We start from the raw sequence: 23,003 nt of genomic DNA on the forward strand, positions 1-23,003 counted from the left end.
CTCCTCAGCGCCCGGCGGCTACGGCGCGGTCGACCAGGCCGCCGAAGGACGGGCCACGGTCGATGACCACGTCCACCGGCTGGCCGGCGAGGCTGGCCGGCAGGGTTTCCTGCGGCTTGATCACCACGCGGATGTCCGAACTCAGGCCACCGTCGTGCAGCGCGCTGCTGACGATCTCGCCATGGCGCGCCTGGTCTTCGCCCGCCACCTTGAAGGTCACTGGTGTGCCGGGGCGCGCCTGCTCCAGGTTGCGGTAGGAGAAGCTGGCCGCGACGGTGGCCACACCATCCTGCGGCACCAGCTCGAAGATCACGTCGCCCTTGCTGGCGAACTGGCCGTCGGCCACCAGTTGGCGGGAGATCTTGCAGTTGCACGGGCTGGTCAGGGTGCCCTGCATCTCGCGGGCGAACAGCGCTTCGATCTGGCTCGGTTCGAGCTGGTCTTCGCCCAGGTGGCCCTTGAGCATTTCCAGCATGCTGGTGGTGAAGGTGGCGATCGGTGCGCCCTTTTCCACGATGCCGTCGGGTTGCGCCAGGCTCTGCACGCTGCCTTCACGCGGCATGGTGACCTGCAGCGCCGGCAGGCTGATCTGCGCCGACTTCGCGTGGGTGACGAAGTACAGACCGTAGATCGACTTGCCGATGTAGCCGAACGCGGCCAGGCCGATGACGAAGATCGCGGCGCTGAAGGTCACGGCGCGCAGGCGACCGAACATGCCCATGCCACCGCCGGAACCGTTCTTGCGTGCTTTGGTGAAATTGTCGCGCTGGAGGATGTGCAGCACCTCGCCGACGTTGACCAGTTCACCGGCCAGGTGGCTGCTGATCAGGTGGCGCAACGCTGCGGCTTCACGCGCACCGAGGCCCTGGAAATGGCAGCCTACGCGGTTATGTTCCGGTTGTACCGAGCTGACCTGAAACTCGACGTCCAGACCTAGCACCAGGCTGTCGAGCTGGAACTGCAGCTGGCCGCGGTGGAAGTCCCCGACCTTGTGCGTGGCGTTTTCGCTGGTGAAGCTGAAGCCGCCGGCAGAGACATCCTGCAGGCGTGCATCGATGCGTTCGCGCTGGGCATTGGTGTAGCGCAGGCGCCCTGGCAGCTTGACGCGGGCGTGCTGGCGCTGGGCCTCGGACTCATGGACGACGTTGAGATTGGCGACGGAGTTCATGGTGGCTAATTCCTATTCGAGTAGGGTCATACCAGCGCCAGCAGCGCGGCGATAAAGACAGAGGCAGCAGAAAAAGTCATGGCACGCGACGACCAGCTGTTGAACCAGTTGGCGAAGCTGGACAAGCCGCGGTTGAGCTTGGTGTTCTGGCGCGTCCAGGACTGTTGGTCGAGGCGGAAGAACACGTAGATCTTCACCATGGCCCCGACGATCTGGTTGTAATAGAGCAGCGCCGGGTAGGCCGGGCCGATGCGGTGCCCGGAGAGCATCAGCAGCAGGGTCAGGATCAGCCGCGTAGTACCGATCCACAGCAGGTAGATCAGCAGGTACATCACGCTGTACTTGATGCTGGCGATGATCGCCACGCACAGCCCCAGCAGGCAGGTCCACATCGACACGCGCTGGTCGAACAGCACCAGGGTGGTGAAGGCGCCGAGGCGGCTCATGCCCAGACGCAGGGCGCGCGAGTTCTGCCGCAGGTTGTTGCCGTACCAGCGGAACATCAGCTTGCGGCTGGCCTTGATGAAGCTCTTCTCTGGCGGATGCTCGACCGTGTTGATGGCGGCGTCCGGCACGTAGAAGGTGTCGTAGCCCAGGCGCATCAGGCTGTACCAGCTCGACTTGTCGTCACCGGTGAGGAACTGGAAGCGGCCCAGGCGCCAGTGCTCCAGGTGGTCGGCTTCGACATCGCGGATGAACTCTGGGTCGGTCACCACGCTGGCGCGGAACACCGACATGCGCCCGGTCATGGTCAGCACGCGCTTGCTAAGCGCCATCGAGCACATGTTGAGGTGGCGCTGGGCGAAGCGCAGCTTGTGCCATTCGCTCATCAGGTAGCTGCCGCGTACCTCGCAGAACTCGTTGGTGGTCAGCCCGCCGACATTGGGGAAGAGCTTGAACCAGGGCACGCATTTACGGACCACTTCAGGTTCGAGCACGGTGTCGCCGTCAATCACCGCCACCACCGCATCGCGGTCCGGCATCTGTCGGGAAATGGCGCGGAAGCCATGAGCAAGGCCATCACGCTTGCCGGTGCCGGGAATGCGCACGATGTCCAAGGTGACATGTGCCGGCGGCTCGGCCTGGGCCCAGAGGTTCTTGATCAGCAACTCGTCGGAGAGCTCGACGATCGAACACACCACGGTGGTCGGGTAGCCGCAGTCGATGGCTTCGCGAATCACCGAGCGGTAGACCATGGCGGTGGTCAGCGCCTCGATGCGGAAACTGGTGACCAGCAGGAACACATGAGAGGGGTCGGCGTCCTTGCCGAGTTTTGTAACCTTGCGGCGATACCAGGGGTAGACCAGGTAGAGGAACAGGCAGCCGCGCACGAAGTGCATGGCGCCCATGGAATAGCGCCAGATGCCGACGATACCAATGAGCAGGAGGAAGTCCCGCGACTCGGGGTCGAACACCGTGCGTGGCAGAGCCAGTGCCAGGAGCATCAGCAGGCTGAGATAGAGCATCCAGCCGCTGGCTTGGTTGAGGCCGTTCTTGAGCTTGTCCATATGCGTCTCCGAGTACCTGCACGCTCGGGGCGTGCAGGTACGCTCGGCCTTTACCAGCAGATGCCTTCGGCCACGCCGTTGCTGGCGTTGGGCATGAAACCGACCAGGTCGATCACCCGCTTGCCGCTCGGCGCCTGCTCCGCCAGCTTGGCGAAACGCTCGTCGCTGTTGCCCAGGACGATGATGTCGGCCTTCGCCACCACGTCGTCCAGGTCACTGTTGAGCAGCGAGGACACGTGCGGGATCTTCGACTCGATGTAGTCCTTGTTGGCGCCGTGTACGCGGGCGTACTCGACGTTGCGGTCGTAGATGCTCAGGTCGAAGCCCTTGCCGATGAGCATTTCCGCCAGCTCCACCTGCGGGCTCTCACGCAGGTCATCGGTGCCGGCCTTGAAGCTCAGGCCGAGCAGGGCGACCTTGCGCGAGTCCTGGCTGGCGATGATGTCGAAGGCTTTCTGCACCTGGGCAGCGTTGCTGCGCATCAGCGAGCCGATCAGCGGGGCTTCCACGTCCAGGCTGCTGGCGCGGTAGTTCAGCGCGCGCACATCCTTGGGCAGGCAGGAGCCGCCGAAGGCGAAGCCGGGCTTCATGTAGTACTTGGAGAGGTTCAGCTTGTGATCCTGGCAGACCACGTCCATCACCTCGCGACCGTCGACGCCGACTGCCTTGGCGATGTTGCCGATCTCGTTGGCGAAGGTGACCTTGGCCGCATGCCAGACGTTGCAGGTGTACTTGATCATCTCGGCGACTTCGATGTCCTTGCGGATGATCGGGGCGTCGAGTTCGCTGTAGATGCTTTCCAGCAGATCGCCGGAGGCCTTGTCCAGCTCACCGATGACGGTCATCGGCGGGAAGTCGTAGTCCTTGATTGCGGTGCTCTCACGCAGGAACTCGGGGTTCACCGCCAGGCCGAAGTCGACCCCTGCCTTCTTGCCCGAGCAATCCTCGAGAATCGGCAGCACCACGTTCTTGGCCGTGCCCGGCAGCACGGTGCTGCGCACCACCACGGTGTGGCGCTCGTTCTTGTCGCGCATGGCCATGCCGATCTCGCGGCACACGCCTTCGATGTAGTTCAGCTCCAGGTCGCCGTTCTTCTTGCTCGGCGTGCCGACGCAGATGAACGATACATCGCTCTCCAGAACGGCAGTGGCAACATCGGTGGTGCCACGCAGGCGGCCTTGGCGCAGACCCTGTTGCAGCAGTTCTTCCAGACCTGGTTCGACGATGGGAGATTTGCCGTTGTTGATCAGGTCGATCTTGTGCGCGGAGATGTCCACGCCAATCACGTCGTGACCCCGTGCCGACAAACAGCCGGCACAAACGGCACCTACATAACCCAAACCGAAGATACTGATTCGCATGGTATTCACCTCGTCCGTTCGATGCAGTTTCAAATACTGGCCTTTTGGCCAAAACTAGTCCGTGAACTTGCTTTTAATGGCGAGCAAGTTCATTCAGGCATAAGTAGAGGGTGGCGCCGGAGTTGGCACCAAGTGCGGGCCGTTATATATAACAGTGGCCCTTTGGTATTGTTGTCTCTGCCTCGCGTGAGGCCTCTAGTTCAGTGCTGTGGCGGGTTGTGCTATCTCCCTTGGAACTGCATAAACTTTTCTCGGGGTGAAACGCTCCGGCGAAAATCAATCCGCTATCTGGCAGTCTCGGTTGTTGAAAAGTTATGTATTGAAATGTGTTACGGGCTGTATGAGTGGCGGCTCTTTGGGATAGTTCCTACCGTTCGTCCTGAACCTGAACAGGAGCTGAACGAATTTTTTGATCGCAATATAGTGGCAACTTGCAAAATGCACGATGGCAAGCAGCGAGTTAACTAACGCGAAACTATCCGATAACTAAGCGACGCAATAAGTTCTGCGCGAAGTGCGGCCGCGCTGAAACTGTGATGCCAAAGAGTTTTTTCAGAGGTAAACGCAGCGACTAAGGAATTTTTCTTGGGCGCTGCGCTCGGCGCCCAGCGAGGCGGCCGCCCCACGGGGAACAAGCGGGAAGGAGGGAATTGCCCAGCGCAGCGGCCAAACCCATGCAGCAACCGATGAGCGGCGCATGGGTTTGTGCCGTTCGGTGATCAGTCCTGCGGCTGGTCGCGCAGGAAAACCAGGCTGTCGGCCTTGGAATGTTCGGCCGAGTAACGGTAGCCCTGATAGTCGAAGTCCTTCAGGCCTTCGGGGTTGGTCAGGCGTTCCTTGATCACGTAGCGGGCCATCATGCCGCGGGCCTTCTTGGCATAGAAGCTGATGATCTTGTACTGACCGTTCTTCAGGTCCTTGAACTCGGTGTCGATGATGCGAGCGTTCAAGGCCTTGCGCTTGACCGCGCCGAAGTATTCGTTGGACGCCAGGTTGAGCAGCACGTCGTCGCCCTGGGCGGCCAGCGCTTCGTTGAGCCAGCCGCCGATGCGCTCGCCCCAGAAGGCATACAGATCCTTGCCGCGGCCGTTGACCAACTTGGTGCCCATCTCCAGGCGATAGGCCTGCATCAGATCCAGCGGGCGCAGCACGCCGTACAGGCCGGAGAGCATGCGCAGGTGAGTCTGGGCGAAGGCGAAATCGTCCTCGGAAAAATCCTCGGCATTGAGCCCGGTATAGACGTCGCCCTTGAATGCGAGCAGCGCCTGCTTGGCGTTGGAGGGGTTGAATGGCCGCTCCCAACTGCCGAAACGCGCGGCGTTGAGGCCCGCGAGCTTGTCCGACAGGCCCATCAGTTCGGCGATTTGCGCCGGGCTGAAGTCGCGCAGCTGCTCAATCAGTTCCTGGGCGTGGTCAAGGTGTTCGGGTTGGGTGAAGTGCGGTGTGGCGGGCGGTGTCTCGTAATCGAGGGTCTTGGCCGGTGAAATCACCATCAGCATGAGCTAGGTCTCCAGAAAGCGTGACGGCGATTCTAGAGGGCAGGGATCGGCAAGGCCACCTATCGGGGCGATTGAGAAGAGCCGATCACTGCTTTGGTTGGAGCGAGCTCTGCTCGCGAATGAACCGATACCGCCCCTGGGAAGGCAGAACATTCATGGCTAAGCGAAAGGGCGCTACACCTGAATGGCGCGGCGTGCTGCAAGAGAGGGCGGGTAAGCGAAGCGGGCGACAGCCGGTAGGACTTCCGACTGTAACGGGGCGCTGGCGGCACGCCAAGCGTTATCTGTCGCGTGTGCAAATAAACCCGCATGCCGAGAAAAAAACGTTTTTCTGTCATGTGAATTGGAGTAATAAAAAAGCAAGACCGCCGAAACCTGCAGACAGGTGGCGGCCATTGGCCCTCACCTTGCTTGCCACCTTTCGGCCCCGATCTGAAAAATCGGCGGTCTCTGTCCGGCGCAGCACCGCCCTGGTATTGCGTCGCCTGGCTACTACAAGAAGGTGACCGAGTATGGATGACCACGGACGCTCCAAGCCCACCGCTCCAACCCTCTACGCCCTCGACACCAATGTTCTGATCCACGATCCCAACGCCTTGCTCAACTTCGAAGAACACCACGTCGCCATCCCGATGACGGTGTTGGAGGAACTCGACAAACTGAAGTCCGGCAAACACGGCGTCGCCGCCGAATGTCGCCAGGCCATCCGCCTGATCGACCAGATTCTCGCCGGCGCCGAACCCGAAGACGTCGAATATGGCGTACCGATCCAGCGCGGCAAGAGCGGCCCCTGCGGGCGCCTTTCCATCCTTATGAGCAAGAGCGCGGCGCCGGTCACTTGGCTGCCGGAAACCCTCAACGACAACAAGATCATCAACCAGTTGGTGGAGCTGAAGTCACGCAACCCGGGCCTGTCCGTGGTGCTGGTGACCAAGGACATCAACATGCGTCTGAAGGCGCGCGCCTGCGGCATCGACGCCGAGGACTACCACACCGACCAATTGGTTGATGACGTCTCGCTGCTGTCGAAGGGGTATCACGACATGCCCGGCTCGTTCTGGGACCGCGTGAGCAAGGTCGACACCCGTCAGGACCACGGCCGCACCTGGCATCGCGTGCAGCTCACCGACAACCTGCCGGCCGTGCACATCAACGAGTTCATCCTCGATGAGCAGGGCTTCGTGGGCTGGATTAAGGCGATCAAGGGCGACGAGCTGGTGATCCTCGACATGCACCAGGAGCCGCTTCTGCACCAGGAAGCCTGGGGCCTGAAACCGCGCGACATCCACCAGGCGCTGGCGCTGTTCGCCCTGCTCGACCCGGACATTCACCTGGTCAACCTGTCCGGCGCTGCCGGTTCCGGCAAGACCATCCTGGCGCTGGCTGCGGCCATCGAGCAGACCATGGTCAGCAAGCGCTACCGGAGGATCATCGCCACCCGTAGCGTGCAGGGGCTGGATCAGGAAATCGGTTTTCTGCCCGGCACCGAGGCGGAGAAGATGGAGCCCTGGCTCGGCGCCATTACCGACAACCTCGAAGCGCTGCACATGGAGGACGAGAGCACCCACGGCAGCGTCGACTACATCCTGCAGAAGGTGCCGCTGCAATTTAAGTCGCTCAACTACATCCGTGGGCGCAGCTTCCAGCAGAGCCTGATACTCATTGACGAGTGTCAGAACCTCACCCCGCACCAGATGAAGACCATCATCACCCGTGCCGGCAGCGGCTCGAAGGTGGTCTGTCTGGGGAACCTGGCGCAGATCGACACACCGTATCTGTCAGCGCCCAGCTCGGGCCTGACCTACCTCACCGAACGCTTCAAGGACTTCCCGCACGGCGTTCATATCACCCTGCAAGGCGTACCGCGCTCGGTTCTCGCGGAATACGCGGAAAGTCATATGTAGTGCTCCTGGCTCCCCTCTCCCGCTTGCGGGGCGTAAGCGGAAATAGCGAAGCACTGCTTCGCCCGCTGAAGCGCCCTTAGCTCTGCGAAGGGCTGGGGCGCAGGGTGGGGGTTGGGGGAGAGGGGCGATAGTGCACCAATATCTCGACGCCCCTGCTCGCAAGAGCCGGGGCGTTTTTTTGTCGGTATCAACGCGGTAATCCTGTGGAAGCGGCTTCAGCCGCGATGATCGCGGATGAATCCGCTCCTACAGTTGTGTCGCCGAATGTAGTCAGTAGCCCGGCTGAAATCCGGGGATTTTTGCCGCCTTGGCCCCGGATTTCATCCGGGCTACGAATTCCTGACCTGCAGGTTTACAATCGGCCGATTCCCGCCAGGAGCTTTCCCGTGCTGACCCACCTCGATTCCCAAGGCCGCGCGCATATGGTCGACGTCACCGACAAGGCGACTACCTTCCGTGAAGCCACCGCCGAAGCACGCGTGCGCATGCTCCCCGCCACCCTGCAGATGATCGTTGCCGGTGAGCATCCCAAGGGCGATGTGTTCGCCGTAGCGCGTATCGCCGGCATCCAGGCGGCGAAGAAAACCAGCGATCTGATTCCGTTGTGTCACCCGCTGATGCTCACTGGCGTCAAGGTCGAGCTGAGCGCCGAAGGCGATGACTGCGTCCATATCACCGCACGCTGCAAACTGTCCGGGCAAACCGGTGTCGAGATGGAAGCACTGACTGCCGCCAGCGTCGCCGCGCTGACCCTCTATGACATGTGCAAGGCCGTGGATCGCGGCATGGTCATCGAGCAGGTACGCCTGCTGGAAAAGCTCGGCGGCAAGAGCGGTCACTACAAGCTGGAGGAGCAAGCATGATCCGCGTGCAGTATTTCGCCCGCTACCGTGAGGCCCTGGGCCGTGACGACGAACAACTCAGCGGCGACTTCGCCACCCTCGACGATTTGCGTCTGCACTTGGTCGCCCGCGGCGGCGAATGGGAGGTGCTAGGTGAGCAGAACCTGATGTGTGCACGTAATCAGGAGCTGTGCAGCCTCGACGAGCCGCTGGCCGAAGGCGATGAGGTGGCCTTCTTCCCCACCGTCACCGGCGGTTGATACGGCTGTAGGAGCGGCCGGGCGGCGTTCCGCTTCAGCCGCGATGATGAACCGCTCCGCGTAGGGTGGGCTTCAGCCCACCAAACCGACTCTGAAAACGCCTCATCAAACGAGACCCCGCATGACCATCCGCGTCCAAGCCCAGCCCTTCGACCCCGGTACCGAGCTCAACGCCCTGCATGCTGCCAACCTCGGCATCGGAGCGGTGGTCACCTTCGTCGGCTACGTGCGTGACTTCAATGATGGGCGCGAAGTGGGCGGCATGTTCCTCGAGCATTTTCCCGGCATGACCGAAAAGGCCCTGGCCAAGATCGCCGATGAAGCGCATGAGCGCTGGCCGCTGCTGGGCATCGAGATCATCCACCGCGTCGGTCGGCTGGAGCCGGGCGAGCCCATCGTCTTCGTCGGCACCAGCAGCGCCCATCGCCAGGCCGCGTTCGACGCCTGCAATTTCGTCATGGATTACCTGAAGACCCGCGCCCCGTTCTGGAAGAAGGAAGACACCAGCGAAGGCCCGCGCTGGGTCGAAGGCCGCTGCAGCGACCAGAGCGCCGCCGAGCGCTGGAAGCATTAGGGAGTCATGGGGCTGTTACCTGAGCCGCCTTCGGCGTGGCGCCATCAACCGCCCGGTGGGTTACGCGGCGCACGGCCTTCATCTGTGTCTTGAAGACCATCATTCAGCGCCGCTGACCCACCCTACGAGTGACCGCGCGCTGAACCGTAGGGTGGGTTAGCCGCTTGGTAAGTCTGTTGAGCGAATCGCAGTGTCTGCTGCGGCGTAACCCACCATTGCGCAACGCCTTCAACCGCCCGGTGGGTTACGCGGCGCACGGCCTTCATCTGTGTCTTGAAGACCGTCATTCAGCGCCGCTAACCCACCCTACGAGTGACCGCGCGCTGAACCGTAGGGTGGGTTGGCCGCCTGGTAGGTCTGTTGAGCGAATCGCAATGCCTGCTGCGGCGTAACCCACCATTGGCGCAACGCCATCTACTGTCTGGTAGGGTTGCGCGGCGCGCGAGCAGCATCTGCATCGAACGTCCCCCCGAGCGCTGCACGCCTACGCCAACGCCAGATGCACCCGCAACGCAATCGGCACCAGCATCACCAGCACACCCAGGCCTAGTACCAGCACGCCCCATTCGTGTTCGCGAAAGTTGAAGCCGACCCCCAGCATCAGGAATCCGCCGATCAGCAGCACCAGCATCAGGTCGTAGTGGTCCATCGTTCTTCTCCGCTTTGCCGTCCTGTATACAGCCTAGCCCCTTCGTCTGGCTTGGGGCTGACCTGAGGCAATGAATGGCTGACTCGATTGGCGACAAAAGACGTCTCGATCGGTCGCTGTCTGGCGTCATGGCCTGCTCCATACTGTGCGCAGTCATCGTCAAGGATCGTCCATGCGCCTGTTTCCCTCCCTTCTGCTCGCCGGTCTGCTGGCTGCCGCGCCGCTGGCCGCTGCCGAGCGAAGTTTCACCATCCTGCACAGCAATGACTGGCAGTCGCGCCTGCTCGGTTTCGGCCCGAACAACGAATACAGCCCGGCGACGGTGAACGATGACGGTACCGTTGGCGGTGTCGCGCGCCTGGCCACCTTGTTGAACGAGCGCCGCGCGGCAGCCGGGGATGAACCTCTGCTGCTGCTCGATGGCGGCGACTTCACCATGGGCACGCTGTTTCACACCATCGCTCGCGAGATGGGCAGCGAACTGCGCCTGATGACCGATCTGGGCTACGACGCCGCGGTGATCGGCAACCACGAATTCGATTTCCGTCCGGCAGGCCTCGCCGCGATGATCAGCTCCGCGCACAAGGCCAAGGGCGATGCGCTGCTGCCGCTGCTGTCGAGCAACATGCGCTTCGATCCGGCGAGCAAGGCCGACGACAGCCTCGAGGCGCATGCCGAGGCCGGGCGCATCCTGCCTTACACGCTGATCGAGCGTGGTGGCATCCGCTTCGGCCTGTTCGGTCTGCTCGGTACCGACGCCGTGGCGGTCAGTCCGATGATCAAGCCGGTGACCTTCGCCGACCCGGTGGCCACCGCCCGGGAAACCGTGGCCAAGCTTCGCGAGGAGGGCGCCGAAGTGGTCATCCTGCTCTCGCACATGGGCGTCACCCAGCAGGCCGATGCCAGTTGGCGCGGCGAGGAGGTGGAGCTGGTCGAGCAGGTGCCGGGCATCGATATCGTCGTCGGCGGCCACTCCCATGTGGCGCTGCCGCAGCCGGTATTGGTCAACGGACATACCCCGGTGGTGCAGGCCGGTTCGGAAATCCAGTACCTCGGCGAACTGCGCATGACCATCGGCGATGATGGCGTGCCGCGTGTGCGCGACTACCGCCTGCATCCGGTCAACGACAGCATCGTCGGCGATGCGACCATCACCGCCAAGGTGGAGGACTTCAAGCAGGTGGTCAGCGAGCGCATGCTGGCGCCCAAGGGCTATCGGTTCGACCAGGCGCTGGCCAAGGTCGACCAGAGCCTGGGCCGCGATTTCAGCGACCATACCCTGGCCAACCTGGTGACCGATGCCCTGCGTCAAGCGGTGGACGCCGACCTGGCCTTCACCGGCAACGGCACCATCCGCGATGATCTGATAAAGGGCCGCAACGGTGTGCAGGATGTCTCCGACCTGTTCCGCATCGCGCCGCTGGGCATCGGCCATTTCGGCGACGAACCCGGCTACCCGATGATCAAGGCCTACGTCAGCGCCCGTGAAATCAAGTCGCTGCTGGAGGTGCTGCTGCTCGCCTATCAGTTGCGCGACAGCCAGAGCTATTACCCGCGGGTCTCCGGCGTGCGCTTTACCTACAACCCCTGGCGCGTGCCGTTCGACCGCGTCAGCCGGATCGAGATTGGTGACCCGGTCAGGGGTTACCGCGACCTGGATCTGAACGACACGCGCCTCTACAGCATCGGCGCCACCAGCTACGTCGGCAGCTTCACCTGGCTGGTGCCGGACCTGACCAAGGGCCTGCTCGACGTGGTCCCCAAGGATGCCGAGGGCAAGCCGCTACCGCGTATCGAAGATGCCATCGTCGACCAGGACCCGGAAACCGAAGGTGTGCAGGAACTCAAGGAATGGCAGGCGCTGCTCGACCATATCCGCAGCCTGCCGGATCTCGACGGCGACGGCCTAGCCGACATTCCTACCACCGGCATCGCTGCCGAAGTACGCATGATTCGCGTGCCGAGCCTGCATCCGGCCGAGATGTTCCGCCTCGCCGGGCCGCTGCAGTGGGGCACCAGTACGGTGATCCTGGTTTGCGGCTTGCTGATTCTCTGGCTGCTGAGTCGCCCGCTGCGGCGACGGTATTGAGTGTCCAGCGCGTGCTGCGTGCCGACTCCGGTACGCAGCGCGCCTTTGCTCATCCGCCGCGATCTTGCCAAGCCTGGCCTGCCTCCGTATGGTGCATAGCCGCCTGCTTCGGAAGCTATGCAATGATCGCTCAGCACTGCCCGCACGCTGACCGTGCTCAACCGGGCCGTTCCCGTTCGGATAACACTGGCGCCGCAATCGCCTTATGAACGCACTCCAACACTCGCGCCCGCTGGCGCTGTTCGGCCTGTTGCTGGCCAACCTCTGCTGGTCCGGTAATGCGCTGGTGGCGCGTGCCTTCGCCGGTGAAATCGCGCCGTTCACCCTGTCGTTCTGGCGCTGGTGCCTGGCTCTGGCGCTGCTGCTGCCTTTCGTCGCCATGCCGCTATGGCGTCACCGCGTGGCCGTGGGCAATGCCGGCTGGCGCCTGCTGGTGCTTGGCGGCCTGGGCATCGCCGGCTACAACTCGCTGCTCTACAGCGCCGCGCAGACCACGGCGGCGATCAATATCTCGCTGGTCAACACCTGCCTGCCGCTGGTGACCTTCATCGGTGCGGGGCTGTTGCTCAATGAATGGCCGGCGCGCCGTGCCTGGTGGGGCATGCTGGTGGCCGTGGCGGGCTTGGCCGTGCTGATCAGCCAGGGGCAATGGAGCCGCCTGGCCAGCCTGTCGTTCAACCAGGGCGACCTGATCATGCTGCTGGCCGTGGTCGACTGGGCGCTGTACTCGCTGCTGCTGCGGCGCTGGTCGGCATATCTGCAGCCGATTCCGCCGCTGGCCTTGCTCGGCGTGTTCATTCTGCTCGGCGTGCCGCTGATCCTGCCTTTCTATCTCTATGAACTGAGCCAGGGCGCACACCTGACGCTCAATACCGCCAATCTCTCGGCCATCGTCTACACGGCGGTGTTCGCCTCGCTGGTGGCCTACCTGGCGTGGAACCATGGCATCCGCGTGATCGGCGCGGCCAGGGCGGCGCTGACCAACTACGTGATGCCGGTTTTCACCGCGTTGCTGGGCTGGGTGCTGTTGAATGAGAGCCTGCAGCTCTACCACTGGCTGGGCGCCACGATGATCTTCGGTGGCCTGCTGCTGGCCACGCGGCCAGGCAAAAGCGCCTGAAAATACCCGCCGATTAGCGTAACGCCGTTCTCATAAGGTCGCGCGCGCTTAGCTCCCCTCTCCCATTTATGGGAGAGGGGTTGGGGGAGAGGGCGGAAAAACGCCGTAAGTCTGGTCTGCCGGCCACCCCCGTCGAACGTGGCTCGGGGTTGAGGAATGCTAGTTCTTTCACTCCGGCTTCATCATCACCAAGGCTTCGCCGCCCTTGCGATCGTGCATCAGGATGAACGCCTGCCCTGCGATCATCATCTTCACCGGTACCCTACGCGGCACTGTGGTACCGGCGTTGACCGCGGCGGCGGTCAGCAGCTGGCGGGTCAGCGTGTCGTCCTGCTGCGTCTCGCTGGTCACCACGCATTCATGGCTGACCTTCACCTGCATGCTCAGGCTCTTGTCCGCGTTGAAGCCGATGGTGGCGAAGCCCATGTCGGTCATTTCGGTGATGCCATACTCCCGCGCCACGCGATGCGCCTCGGCAAAGCTCGGCGCCGTCTGCAGGCAGATGTCGCGAAAGGCCTGCACCACCGGCGAGGTAACCGGCACCGGTGGCTGCGAACCCAGGTTGGCGCAAGCGCCGAGAAGGCCAAAGCTGACAAGCAAGGCGAACTTTTTCATCACATCTTCCTTAATGAAGAGTCGTTCAGGGTTGCTGGCAAAGATCATGCCCCAGCAGCTTCGAGGCCAGGCCCTTGGCAAGGTAGGTCTCCACCACGCGGCCATCGCCGCAGTCGGTCTTGTGGCCGATGGCGATACTGATGGAAAGCACAACGAATAGCGCCAGGCCGATATTCTGGATGGGCGTCATGACAGGGCTCGTTTGGTCAACAAGTGGGGCAGGATGAAGAGGTGGGCAGGGGATGGCAAGTGCCAACCCCACCGTCGGCACCTCCAGTGATGCAGGGATGTGACCGTTACGGCAGGGTGATCGACAGGCTACTAAGCGCGACCTGGGCGATAAGCATCCAGACAACCGCGCTGATGATGCCCAGCACGCTGTAGCCGACAACGATGCCTATCGCGATCTGCTTCCACAGCCCGGCGAAGCGGTTGGGTTCGTTGCGATAATGCGTCGGCATATCACGCTCCGCCCGCAGATCGTCGAAGTCGTCTCTCGCTCTCAAGGTCTTCTCCTGGTTCATGGGCCAGCGCGCGGCGGCGCTGCAGCCTGCTGGAGGTGGATTTTCCGGGATCGTTCGACAGCCCCGCAAGCACCGTCCGAGCGATTGAGCGGTGAACCGCAGGCTCGGAAGCGAGTGATTGGGCGCGTCGCCAGCGGCGAAGCCTAACCGCTTGATAAAACGTAAATTTATCGTTGATCTGGGGTTGACAGCAGTGGGCGAGACGCGGACAATGCGCGCCGTTGGCTACATAGCTCAGTCGGTTAGAGCGCAGCATTCATAATGCTGATGTCCCAGGTTCAAGTCCCGGTGTAGCCACCATATATTTCAAGGGGTTAGCGCAAGCTAGCCCCTTTTTATTTGGGCCGGTGTCCCCGAACTGTCCCTTTCTTGTCCCAGCCTACGACTGTCCTGATAAGCGATCTGGTATTGCATCCATGCTGTCGCATATCTCCTCAAGAAGCTCAGAGAATGCACTCATAGCGGTCACCACTTTTTGGTACTCAGAAAGGCTAGCTGAGCATGCATCGCTGAGAGGAAACGGTTCCAGCACCCCCATCGTATAGCTCACACCTTTCTTGGTCGGATGATCTACAAGTAGGTACCCGCCGCACGGTTGTTTCACGGTCTCTTGCCAGGGCTCAATTGAACGAACTGCACGCATGATTTGCCCGACCATAAGTCTAGGCGCAAATGAGTGAACAGATAGGTCGCGGAAATTGCGACTAAGCTTTCGATAAGCCGAATCATTCATCGTATCCAGAGCAGCCAGAAACACATTAAATCGTGTCCAGCGCTGACCAAGGTGAATGACCTGTTTTCTACGATCAGAGCGCCGAAGCCCTTGTCCGGGCCTCAAGCGATCTTGGTCAAGGCGATCAACATAGCCTGGCTCTACAAGACGGTTGGCCTGATGTAACAGTGTCTCGGTAAGAAGCATCAGGCGATCACTGACTGCGCTAGGTTGATGCATGCAGAAGAAAGCTAGTGGCTCAACGAAGTGATGCAGCAGCTGCCCTCTATCTTCATCTGTCTCATATGACTCCACAACGGCATTCCAAGCGCACCAATCATGCAGATGCATCCCCCACGAATTTACCGTATTGATAGTTTCCTGAATCTCAGCAGCTGCCCCCCAAGACCAGGCAAGGTTCCCATTAGCTGCCCTTGCACGCTCCGCTGCCTCGTAGCCCACCAAGCTCGGGAACCAGGAAACATTCGCAATAAGCTGCTCGTAAAAGCGCTCCATGGCTTCAGTGGTGAGGTTTCGCCATGAAATCCAGCCTTCACTATTAGCGAAATTCTCCTCCGGCTGACCAGACGAGCTGGTGGAGCGTTCAGTCATGACGTAATCAACATTGCAGTTCAAAGAAGGCTTAACTCTGTCGTGCTTTCCGACTAACCGCAAGAATCCGCCCATGGAAAAAAGCGGAGAAGATCGTTACGAACTGGTTCAACAGTCTCAAGACGTCTCAAGCAAAACCAGAGTGTGATAGCGAAGTAATCCGATAATTCCCCACCCCAAAAACAACAAAACCCCGCTTTCGCGGGGTTCTGTTTATGCGCTACCTACAACGATCAAACGTTAAAGCGGAAGTGCATCACGTCGCCGTCCTTGACGATGTAGTCCTTGCCTTCCAGGCGCCATTTGCCGGCTTCCTTGGCGCCGGCTTCGCCCTTGTAGGCGATGAAGTCGTCGTAGGCGACCACTTCGGCGCGGATAAAGCCTTTCTCGAAGTCGGTGTGGATCACGGCGGCAGCCTGCGGGGCGGTGGCGCCTATGCGCACGGTCCAGGCGCGTACTTCCTTCACGCCAGCGGTGAAGTAGGTCTGCAGGTTGAGCAGCGAGTAACCGGCGCGGATCACGCGGTTCAGGCCCGGTTCTTCCATGCCCATGGTTTCGAGGAACATCTGCATCTCTTCCAGATCGTCCAGCTCGGCGATCTCGGCTTCGATCTTGTTGCACACCGGCACGACGATGGCGCCTTCTTCCTTGGCGATGGCGTTGACCACGTCGAGGTGCGGGTTGTTCTCGAAGCCGTCTTCGGCGACGTTGGCGATGTACATCACCGGCTTGGTGGTGAGCAGGTGGAAGGTCCTGGCCAGGCGCTTCTCGTCGTCACCCAGGTCTTTCAGCAGGCTGCGCGCCGGCTTGCCTTCGGTGAGGTGGGGGATGAGCTTTTCCAGCAGGGCTTTCTGCGCCACGGATTCCTTGTCGCCACCCTTGGCGGTACGGGCAACGCGCTGCAGTTGCTTCTCGCAGCTGTCGAGGTCGGCCATGATCAGTTCGAGGTCGATGATCTCGATATCGCGTTTAGGGTCGACGCTGTTGGCGACGTGAATGACGTTCTCGTCTTCGAAGCAGCGCACGACGTGGGCGATGGCGTCGGTCTCGCGGATGTTGGCGAGGAACTTGTTGCCCAGGCCTTCACCTTTCGACGCGCCCGCAACCAGGCCGGCGATGTCGACGAATTCCATGGTGGTGGGGATGACCTTCTCGGGCTTGACGATCTCGGCCAGGGCATCCAGGCGCGGGTCGGGCATCGGCACGATGCCGCTGTTCGGCTCGATGGTGCAGAAGGGGAAGTTCTCTGCGGCGATGCCGGATTTGGTGAGGGCGTTGAACAGGGTGGACTTGCCGACGTTGGGCAGGCCGACGATGCCGCAATTGAATCCCATGGTGTGTCCCTCGGGGAAAGGTGGTTACTTAGTGGCCTTCTGGCTATGCAGTTTGCGCATGGCCACGGTCCAGTCGCCGGCGAGTATTTCCGGCAGGACGTCCAAGGCGAAGTCGATGCTCTTGTCGAGCAGTTCCTGTTCGCTGCGTGGGGCGCGTCCGAGCACGTAGCCGGAAACCAGGCTGGCGTGCCCCGGGTGGCCGATGCCGAGCCGCAGGCGATGGAAGTTATTCTGGTTGCCGAGCTGGGCGATGATGTCGCGCAACCCGTTGTGCCCGCCGTGGCCGCCGCCCTGTTTGAGCTTGGCGACGCCGGGTGGCATGTCGAGTTCGTCGTGGGCCACCAGGATCTCTTCGGGCTTGAGCTTGAAGAAATTGGCCAATGCCGCCACGGACTGGCCGCTGCGGTTCATGTAGGTGGTGGGGATGAGCAGACGAACTTCGCGCCCCTGGTGATTGAATTTGCCCACCAGGCCGAAATATTTGCGATCTACGGAGAGGTTGACGCGCTGGCTCTCGGCCACGCGCTCAACGAAAAGGGCCCCTGCATTGTGCCGGGTCTGGTCGTATTCGGGGCCGGGGTTACCCAGGCCAACGATCAGTTGTACGGCAGTCATACAGGAGCCCTTTCGAGAACATGGCCCGGCGTGATCGCATGCCGGGCCAGCTACTGACGATTACTCGGCAGCGCCTTCGCCGGCAGCTTCTTCACGAACGCGCGGCAGGTGGATGCTGGCTACCGGCAGGTCGCTGCCGTGGGCCAGAGCAACCAGCTCAACGCCTTTCGGCAGCTTGATGTCGGACAGGTGAACGGTCTGGTCAACAGCGACCTTGGCCATGTCGACTTCGATAAATTCCGGCAGGTCTTTCGGCAGGCAGGAAACTTCGACTTCGTTCAGGGCGTGCAGGACTTCGCCGCCGCCTTGCTTGACGCCAACGGAGGTGGCTTCGTTGATGAAGTGCAGCGGTACGTGGGCGGTCAGTTTCTGGCCGGCAACCACGCGAACGAAGTCAGCGTGCAGAACGAAGCCTTTGGCCGGGTGGCGCTGCAGGGCTTTGATCAGGACGCTTTCTTTGGTGCCGGCAACGTCCAGGGTCAGAACGTGGCTGAAGGCAGCTTCGTTTTCCAGCAGCTTGGCCAGGTCTTTGGCCAGCAGGCTGATGGAGGCGGGGGCTTTGTCGCCGCCGTAGATCACGGCAGGCACCATGGACACGTTACGACGCAGGCGGCGGCTCGCACCTTTCCCCAGGTCGGAACGCACTTCGGCATTCAGGGCAAATTCAACAGTCATTTCACTTCTCCAAAATAACCAAACCGCCTTGTGGCTTGCGACCAGCCTCGGGCGGTAGGGCAAAAAGCCCCGCACGAGGCGGGGCAGTGTGATCTGGCCAGTTCCGCTTAGCGGAACATGGCGCTGATCGATTCTTCGTTGCTGATGCGGCGGACCGCTTCGGCGACGACCGGGGCGATGTCGAGCTGGCGAATACGCGAGCAGGACTGCGCCGCAGCGGACAGCGGAATGGTGTTGGTGACCACCAGCTCGTCCAGGACGGAATTCTCGATGTTCTCGATGGCGCGGCCGGACAGCACCGGGTGGGTGCAGTAGGCGTAGACCTTGGCGGCGCCGCGCTCTTTCAGCGCCTTGGCGGCATGGCACAGGGTACCGGCGGTGTCGACCATGTCGTCGACCAGGATGCAGGTACGGCCGTCGACGTCACCGATGATGTGCATCACTTCGGACTGGTTGGCCTTCTCGCGACGCTTGTCGATGATCGCCAGGTCGACGCCCAGGCTCTTGGCCACGGCGCGGGCACGAACGACGCCGCCGATATCGGGGGAGACGATCATCAGGTTGTCGAAGCGCTGGTCTTCAATGTCGTCGACCAGGACCGGGGAACCGTAGATGTTGTCTACCGGAATGTCGAAGAAGCCCTGGATCTGGTCAGCGTGCAGGTCGACGGTCAGCACGCGGTCGATACCGACCACGGTGAGCATGTCGGCAACCACTTTGGCGCTGATCGCCACGCGAGCGGAACGCGGACGGCGATCCTGGCGGGCGTAACCGAAGTAGGGGATAACCGCAGTGATGCGGGTGGCCGAGGAACGACGGAAGGCGTCGGCCATCACTACCAGTTCCATCAGGTTATCGTTGGTGGGTGCACAGGTCGGCTGAATCAGGAAGACGTCCTTACCGCGGACGTTCTCGTTGATTTCGATCATGACTTCGCCGTCGGAGAATTTACCGACCGAAGCATCGCCGAGGGGAATGTGCAGCTGACGAACGATCCGTCGCGCCAGATCGGGGTTTGCGTTCCCCGTGAAGACCATCATCTTGGACACGCGCAGTACCTGCCGGCTGGGGTATACCTGGATGGGTATGGAAAATGGCAGGGGCGGCTGGATTCGAACCAACGCATGCCAGGATCAAAACCTGGTGCCTTACCGCTTGGCGACGCCCCTATATTCTGTGTCGAATGCTGCTTGAATCGGTTTGCGATGCCTCCCGAGGGAGGTTATGGCAGGGGCGGCTGGATTCGAACCAACGCATGCCAGGATCAAAACCTGGTGCCTTACCGCTTGGCGACGCCCCTGTATCGTATAACCGAATGCTGAGCATTCACTTCTTGGCCAATGCTTGGAGCTTGCGGTGCAACATCGAGATGTTGCGACCTTGAGCGACAAAGCTCGGCAGAGTGCCTGGAAGTTGGCGGGCGACTTTATCAGCATCGTCCCGATTTGGGAAGCTCCCAAATACGCAAGCTCCAGTGCCGGTCAATCTAGCTGAAACAAATTTGTTCAACAAGATCAAAGCGTTACGAACTTCAGGGTAACGCTTCTCTACAACCGGCTGGCAGTCGTTTCGACCACCCCCCGCAAGAAGGCTGCGAACTTTAATGGGCGGCGTATCCCGTGTCAACTCGGGCGAGCCGAAAACTTCTGCTGTGCTTACAAAGACTTGCGGCGCGGCGACGAGGAACCAGGGTTCCTCGAGTTCCACTGGCGTCAGACGTTCGCCAACGCCTTCGGCGAAGGCGGCGCGGCCGCGCACGAAAACCGGTACGTCGGCGCCCAGCGCCAGGCCGATTTCGGCCAGGCGATCTTCGCCCAGTTCGGTGCGCCACAGGTAGTCGAGGCCGACCAGGGTGGTCGCGGCATCCGAACTGCCGCCGCCGATACCGCCGCCCAGGGGCAGGCGCTTGTCCAGCCAGATATCGGCGCCGAGTGCGGTGCCTGAAGCTTCCTGCAGGCGCCTGGCGGCACGCACGATCAGGTTGCTGTCATGCGGCACGCCTTCGATGGGGGTGTGCAGGTGGATTTCGCCATCCTGGCGCACGCTGAAGCCGAGCTCGTCGCCGTGGTCGAGAAACTGGAACAGGGTCTGCAGCTCGTGATAGCCGTCGGCGCGGCGGCCGAGGATGTGCAGCATCAGGTTGAGCTTGGCCGGGGCGGGCAGGATCAGTTCGGCGTGGGTGGGGATGGAGGTGCTGGTCATGGGGTGCGCTGAAGAGTCGTCTTAGGTGCTTGTCTCCCCTATCCCGCTTGCGGGAGAGGGGCCGGGGGAGAGGGGCGGCAAATCACCCTCTCCCCGGCGCTCTCCCATAAATGGGAGAGGGAGTGGTCCGCGGAAGTAGTTGGCCGCGTGGCCTATCCACCGGCTGCGTGCTATGGGAGGCGCTGGACAAGCCGTCGCGGCTGAAGCCCCTCCCACAGTATGTACCGCTGGCTTACTGGCCGAGCTGGCGCGGCTGCCAATCCTTGATCACCAGAGTCACTTCCAGGTCCTGGCCGTAGAGTTTCATGCGCTCCGGCAGGGCGTAGCCGTTCTGCTCGGTATAGCGCTGGTATTCCACACGCCAGCCGTCCTGCTCCAGTTGCGCCAGGTGGCTTGCGCCATCGAGGGTGATGCGGCTGCGGCTCTCCGGGGCGGGCAGGCCGCGAATCCACCAGAGCAGGTTGGACACTGGCAGATCCAGACGCAGTTGCTCGCGCAGCAGAGCTTCCGGCGATTCGGCGCGGAAGCGGCCACGGTTGGACACTTCCAGCAGGATGTCGCCCGGGCGCCCGGTCAGGCGCGCGGCGCCACCGCCCAGCGGGCCGGACAGGCGAATGTCGTAGTAATCCTGGCGCTGCAACCAGAACAGCGTGGCGCTGCCGGAATCCTGCGGGGCGCGGATGCCGATCTTGCCGTTGATCTGCCAGCCATCGAGCTGGGCGATCTGCTGCTTGTGAGCCTTCCACTGGGCCGGGTCGCCCTGGCCTTGCAGCGCTTCGTGCGAGGTGAGGCCGGCGCAACCGGCGAGCAGGGCGAGGAGGCTGAATACGAGTAGGTGACGAATCATCAAAGAGTCTCGGAGCCGGTCAGGCGCAACAGGGTGTCACGCAGGATGGGACTGTCCGGCGCTGCACTCAGTGCATCGCGCCAGACGCTGCGGGCTTCACGCTGCTTGCCCTGGGCCCAGAGGACTTCGCCGAGGTGGGCAGCGACTTCGTGGTCGGGGAATTTCTCCAGGGCCTGGCGCAGCAGACGTTCGGCCTCGTCGAGATTGCCCAGGCGATAGTTGACCCAGCCGAGGCTGTCGAGAATCGCCGGGTCGTCCGGGTTGAGCTGGTGGGCCTTGGCGATCAGCTCGCGCGCTTCTTCGTAGCGCGTGGTGCGGTCGGCCAGGGTGTAGCCAAGGGCGTTGAGGGCCATGGCATGCTCCGGCTCGCGCTGGATGATGTAGCGCAGATCGGTTTCCAGCTGGCCTAGGTCATCGCGTTTTTCCGCCAGCATGGCGCGGGTGTAAAGCAGGTTGAGGTCGTTGGGGTATTGCTCCAGCCCATCGTTGATGACCTTCCAGGCCGGCTCGACCTGGCCGCTGTTGCTCAGGCCTTCGGCCTCGATCAGGTACAGCTGAATGGCGTAGTCCGGCTGGGCATCGCGGGCCTGGGCCAGACGTGCGCTGGCTTCTTCGCCGCGCTGTTGGGTGAACAGCAGCTCGGCCTGGCGTTGCTGGGCCGGCAGGTAGTCATTGCTCGGGCCGACCAGGCTGTATTCCTGCAGCGCGCTGTCGGCGTCGTCCAGCGCCTCGTAGGCGCGGCCGAGGTTGTAGTGCGCGGCATCGACATGGCTGCGGCGCTCGACCAGCTCTTCCAGGTAGACGATGGCCTCTTCCCAGGCTTCGGCCTCCAGGCACACCAGTGCCATGGAGAAGCGCAGGTCGTCGTCGTTGGGATTTTCCTGCACCAGTTTGGCGAACTCGCCCTTGGCGTCATCGAGGCGGTCCTGTTCGACCAGCAGGCGCGCGTAGGTCAGGCGCAGGCGCTTGTCGTCGGGGTTCTTGCGAATGCCTTTTTGCAGCAGCGGCAGGGCTTCGTCGCCCCGGCCGAGGCTTTGCAGCAGGCGTGCGCGCAGCAGGATCGGCGAGACCTCATTGGTGCTCGCTGCGCTGTCCTCGAGCAGCTCCAGAGCTTCTTCGGCGCGGCCGTCCTGTTGCAGGAGGATGGCCTTGCCGAACAGCAGCTGGCTGTTGTCCGGGTTCTTGCTCAGCAGGCGGTCGAAGCCTTGCAGCAGGCCGGCGCGGGTATCCGGGTCGGTTTCTGCGGCGGACAGCGCGAGGAAGTCGAAATGGGTATCGCCCTGGCGCTGCAGCACCTGCTCCATATAGGTCATGGATTCGTCGTAGCGGCCGGCGCGGGCCAGCTGCACGGCGGCGGCGCGCTGCGCATCGATGTTGCCTGGTGCGTTGCCGGCCCAGATCAGCGCGCTGTCCAGCGCGGCTTGTTCGGCGCCGAGGTATTCGGCGATGCGGAAGGCGCGCTCGGCAACGCCGGCATCGCCGGTGATCTGCGCCTGCTGCACGTAGTTGCCAAGGGCGATGTCGAAGCGGTTGCGCTGCCCGGCCAGCTCGGCGGTGAGCAGGGCGAGCAGGCTTTCCTGGCTGAACGAGCCGTACTCGCTGGGTTCCAGTTGGGTGGCCTGGTCGGCTTCCTGCACCGGTGGCGTGCCGTCCGGCTCGCTGGGGGCGAAGGTTTGGCAGCCGCTGAGGAAGGCGAATGCGGTGAGCAACGCGAGGGGTCTGTTCATAGTGCCTTGTCGTGCGTTATTCCGGGGCGAGGGCCGTACCGGCTCGTGCCCTGCGACGTTCGGGGCATCATGACACAAGCCTTGGAGCAAGCCCACTGGCCAGGACGATGCGGCGAACCGTCTATTGGGACAATAGGTCGCAGGAGTTGTTCTCTCGGGGGCGAAG

At 62.2% G+C, this 23,003-nt stretch carries 22 protein-coding genes and 3 tRNA genes; 7 read left to right on the plus strand and 18 right to left on the minus strand.

Translation table 11 applies throughout. The features are described 5' to 3' along the window. Positions 1–4 precede the first annotated feature (4 nt). From B3P22_RS21665 to yaaA, 4 genes are all read right to left on the minus strand, one after another. Positions 5–1,168, minus strand: a complete 1,164-nt coding sequence (locus B3P22_RS21665) for an alginate biosynthesis protein Alg44 (protein ID WP_275547097.1) — start codon at positions 1,166–1,168, stop codon at positions 5–7. Positions 1,169–1,194: 26 nt separating this feature from the next. Next, positions 1,195–2,676: a mannuronan synthase gene (gene alg8 / locus B3P22_RS21670; RefSeq protein WP_296272493.1), complete on the minus strand. Its 1,482-nt coding sequence runs from the start codon at positions 2,674–2,676 to the stop codon at positions 1,195–1,197. A 50-nt stretch (positions 2,677–2,726) separates the two neighbouring features. Continuing rightward, on the minus strand, positions 2,727–4,037 hold the full coding sequence (gene algD / locus B3P22_RS21675; protein WP_296272494.1) for a GDP-mannose 6-dehydrogenase: 1,311 nt from the start codon (positions 4,035–4,037) through the stop codon (positions 2,727–2,729). 719 nt (positions 4,038–4,756) lie between these two features. Beyond that, entirely contained in the window at positions 4,757–5,536 is a 780-nt protein-coding gene (yaaA, locus tag B3P22_RS21680; protein WP_296272495.1) for a peroxide stress protein YaaA, read from the minus strand. A 512-nt stretch (positions 5,537–6,048) separates the two neighbouring features. Here yaaA and B3P22_RS21685 point away from each other — a divergent pair. From B3P22_RS21685 to moaE, 4 genes are all read left to right on the plus strand, one after another. Then, on the plus strand, positions 6,049–7,440 hold the full coding sequence (locus tag B3P22_RS21685; RefSeq protein ID WP_275547101.1) for a PhoH family protein: 1,392 nt from the start codon (positions 6,049–6,051) through the stop codon (positions 7,438–7,440). Between the two features lie 386 nt (positions 7,441–7,826). Then, entirely contained in the window at positions 7,827–8,303 is a 477-nt protein-coding gene (moaC, locus tag B3P22_RS21690) for a cyclic pyranopterin monophosphate synthase MoaC (protein ID WP_074675771.1), read from the plus strand. Then, a complete protein-coding gene (locus B3P22_RS21695; protein WP_003459467.1) occupies positions 8,300–8,542 on the plus strand; it encodes a MoaD/ThiS family protein in 243 nt (80 codons plus the stop codon). Before moaC ends, B3P22_RS21695 begins: the two co-directional genes overlap by 4 nt. A 121-nt stretch (positions 8,543–8,663) precedes the next feature. Continuing rightward, on the plus strand, positions 8,664–9,116 hold the full coding sequence (moaE, locus tag B3P22_RS21700; protein WP_296272496.1) for a molybdopterin synthase catalytic subunit MoaE: 453 nt from the start codon (positions 8,664–8,666) through the stop codon (positions 9,114–9,116). A 484-nt stretch (positions 9,117–9,600) separates the two neighbouring features. Here the strand turns inward: moaE and B3P22_RS21705 are convergent, their stop codons facing one another. Beyond that, a complete protein-coding gene (locus B3P22_RS21705) occupies positions 9,601–9,765 on the minus strand; it encodes a hypothetical protein (RefSeq protein ID WP_197854790.1) in 165 nt (54 codons plus the stop codon). 172 nt (positions 9,766–9,937) lie between these two features. Between B3P22_RS21705 and B3P22_RS21710 the strand changes: the two genes are divergently transcribed. Both B3P22_RS21710 and B3P22_RS21715 read left to right on the plus strand, forming a co-directional pair. Then, entirely contained in the window at positions 9,938–11,854 is a 1,917-nt protein-coding gene (locus B3P22_RS21710) for a bifunctional metallophosphatase/5'-nucleotidase (RefSeq protein WP_296272497.1), read from the plus strand. 205 nt (positions 11,855–12,059) lie between these two features. Next, a complete protein-coding gene (locus B3P22_RS21715; protein ID WP_296272498.1) occupies positions 12,060–12,974 on the plus strand; it encodes a DMT family transporter in 915 nt (304 codons plus the stop codon). 168 nt (positions 12,975–13,142) lie between these two features. Here B3P22_RS21715 and B3P22_RS21720 read toward each other — a convergent pair whose 3' ends face one another. The 3 genes from B3P22_RS21720 to B3P22_RS21730 form a co-directional block, all read right to left on the minus strand. Next, positions 13,143–13,589 carry a hypothetical protein gene (locus B3P22_RS21720; protein ID WP_296272499.1) on the minus strand — a complete coding sequence of 149 codons (447 nt, stop codon included), beginning with the start codon at positions 13,587–13,589 and terminating at the stop codon, positions 13,143–13,145. Positions 13,590–13,614: 25 nt separating this feature from the next. Further along, a complete protein-coding gene (locus B3P22_RS21725) occupies positions 13,615–13,779 on the minus strand; it encodes a hypothetical protein (protein WP_296272500.1) in 165 nt (54 codons plus the stop codon). 106 nt (positions 13,780–13,885) lie between these two features. Then, the gene (locus B3P22_RS21730) at positions 13,886–14,113 is read right to left on the minus strand and encodes a hypothetical protein (RefSeq protein WP_296272501.1); all 228 of its coding nucleotides are present in this window, start codon (positions 14,111–14,113) and stop codon (positions 13,886–13,888) included. 223 nt (positions 14,114–14,336) lie between these two features. On the opposite strand from B3P22_RS21730, the gene B3P22_RS21735 reads away from it, so the two are divergent. After that, positions 14,337–14,413 (plus strand) — tRNA-Met (locus tag B3P22_RS21735). Between the two features lie 79 nt (positions 14,414–14,492). Here the strand turns inward: B3P22_RS21735 and B3P22_RS21740 are convergent. The 10 genes from B3P22_RS21740 to B3P22_RS21785 form a co-directional block, all read right to left on the minus strand. Continuing rightward, complete coding sequence (locus B3P22_RS21740) at positions 14,493–15,437, minus strand: hypothetical protein (protein WP_296272502.1); 945 nt, start codon at positions 15,435–15,437, stop codon at positions 14,493–14,495. A gap of 233 nt (positions 15,438–15,670) precedes the next feature. Then, positions 15,671–16,771, minus strand: a complete 1,101-nt coding sequence (ychF, locus tag B3P22_RS21745; protein WP_296272503.1) for a redox-regulated ATPase YchF — start codon at positions 16,769–16,771, stop codon at positions 15,671–15,673. Between the two features lie 24 nt (positions 16,772–16,795). Beyond that, entirely contained in the window at positions 16,796–17,386 is a 591-nt protein-coding gene (pth, locus tag B3P22_RS21750; RefSeq protein WP_296272504.1) for an aminoacyl-tRNA hydrolase, read from the minus strand. Between the two features lie 60 nt (positions 17,387–17,446). After that, positions 17,447–18,061, minus strand: coding sequence for a 50S ribosomal protein L25/general stress protein Ctc (locus tag B3P22_RS21755; protein WP_197854835.1), 615 nt, complete (start codon positions 18,059–18,061; stop codon positions 17,447–17,449). 107 nt (positions 18,062–18,168) lie between these two features. Beyond that, positions 18,169–19,110 carry a ribose-phosphate pyrophosphokinase gene (locus B3P22_RS21760; protein ID WP_197854836.1) on the minus strand — a complete coding sequence of 314 codons (942 nt, stop codon included), beginning with the start codon at positions 19,108–19,110 and terminating at the stop codon, positions 18,169–18,171. A 45-nt stretch (positions 19,111–19,155) separates the two neighbouring features. Further along, a tRNA-Gln gene (locus B3P22_RS21765) sits at positions 19,156–19,230 on the minus strand. 56 nt (positions 19,231–19,286) lie between these two features. Beyond that, a tRNA-Gln gene (locus tag B3P22_RS21770) sits at positions 19,287–19,361 on the minus strand. A gap of 26 nt (positions 19,362–19,387) precedes the next feature. Next, on the minus strand, positions 19,388–20,263 hold the full coding sequence (ispE, locus tag B3P22_RS21775) for a 4-(cytidine 5'-diphospho)-2-C-methyl-D-erythritol kinase (protein ID WP_296272505.1): 876 nt from the start codon (positions 20,261–20,263) through the stop codon (positions 19,388–19,390). A 232-nt stretch (positions 20,264–20,495) separates the two neighbouring features. After that, positions 20,496–21,110 (minus strand): lipoprotein insertase outer membrane protein LolB, encoded by a 615-nt coding sequence (gene lolB, locus B3P22_RS21780; RefSeq protein WP_419096456.1) that lies wholly within the window; start codon positions 21,108–21,110, stop codon positions 20,496–20,498. After that, positions 21,110–22,837: a tetratricopeptide repeat protein gene (locus B3P22_RS21785; RefSeq protein WP_296272507.1), complete on the minus strand. Its 1,728-nt coding sequence runs from the start codon at positions 22,835–22,837 to the stop codon at positions 21,110–21,112. The genes lolB and B3P22_RS21785 overlap by 1 nt, the downstream gene beginning before the upstream one ends. Between the last annotated feature and the right edge of the window lie 166 nt (positions 22,838–23,003).

The sequence above is a fragment of the Pseudomonas sp. UBA6323 genome (assembly GCF_002439135.1).
Classification (GTDB): Bacteria; Pseudomonadota; Gammaproteobacteria; order Pseudomonadales; family Pseudomonadaceae; genus Aquipseudomonas.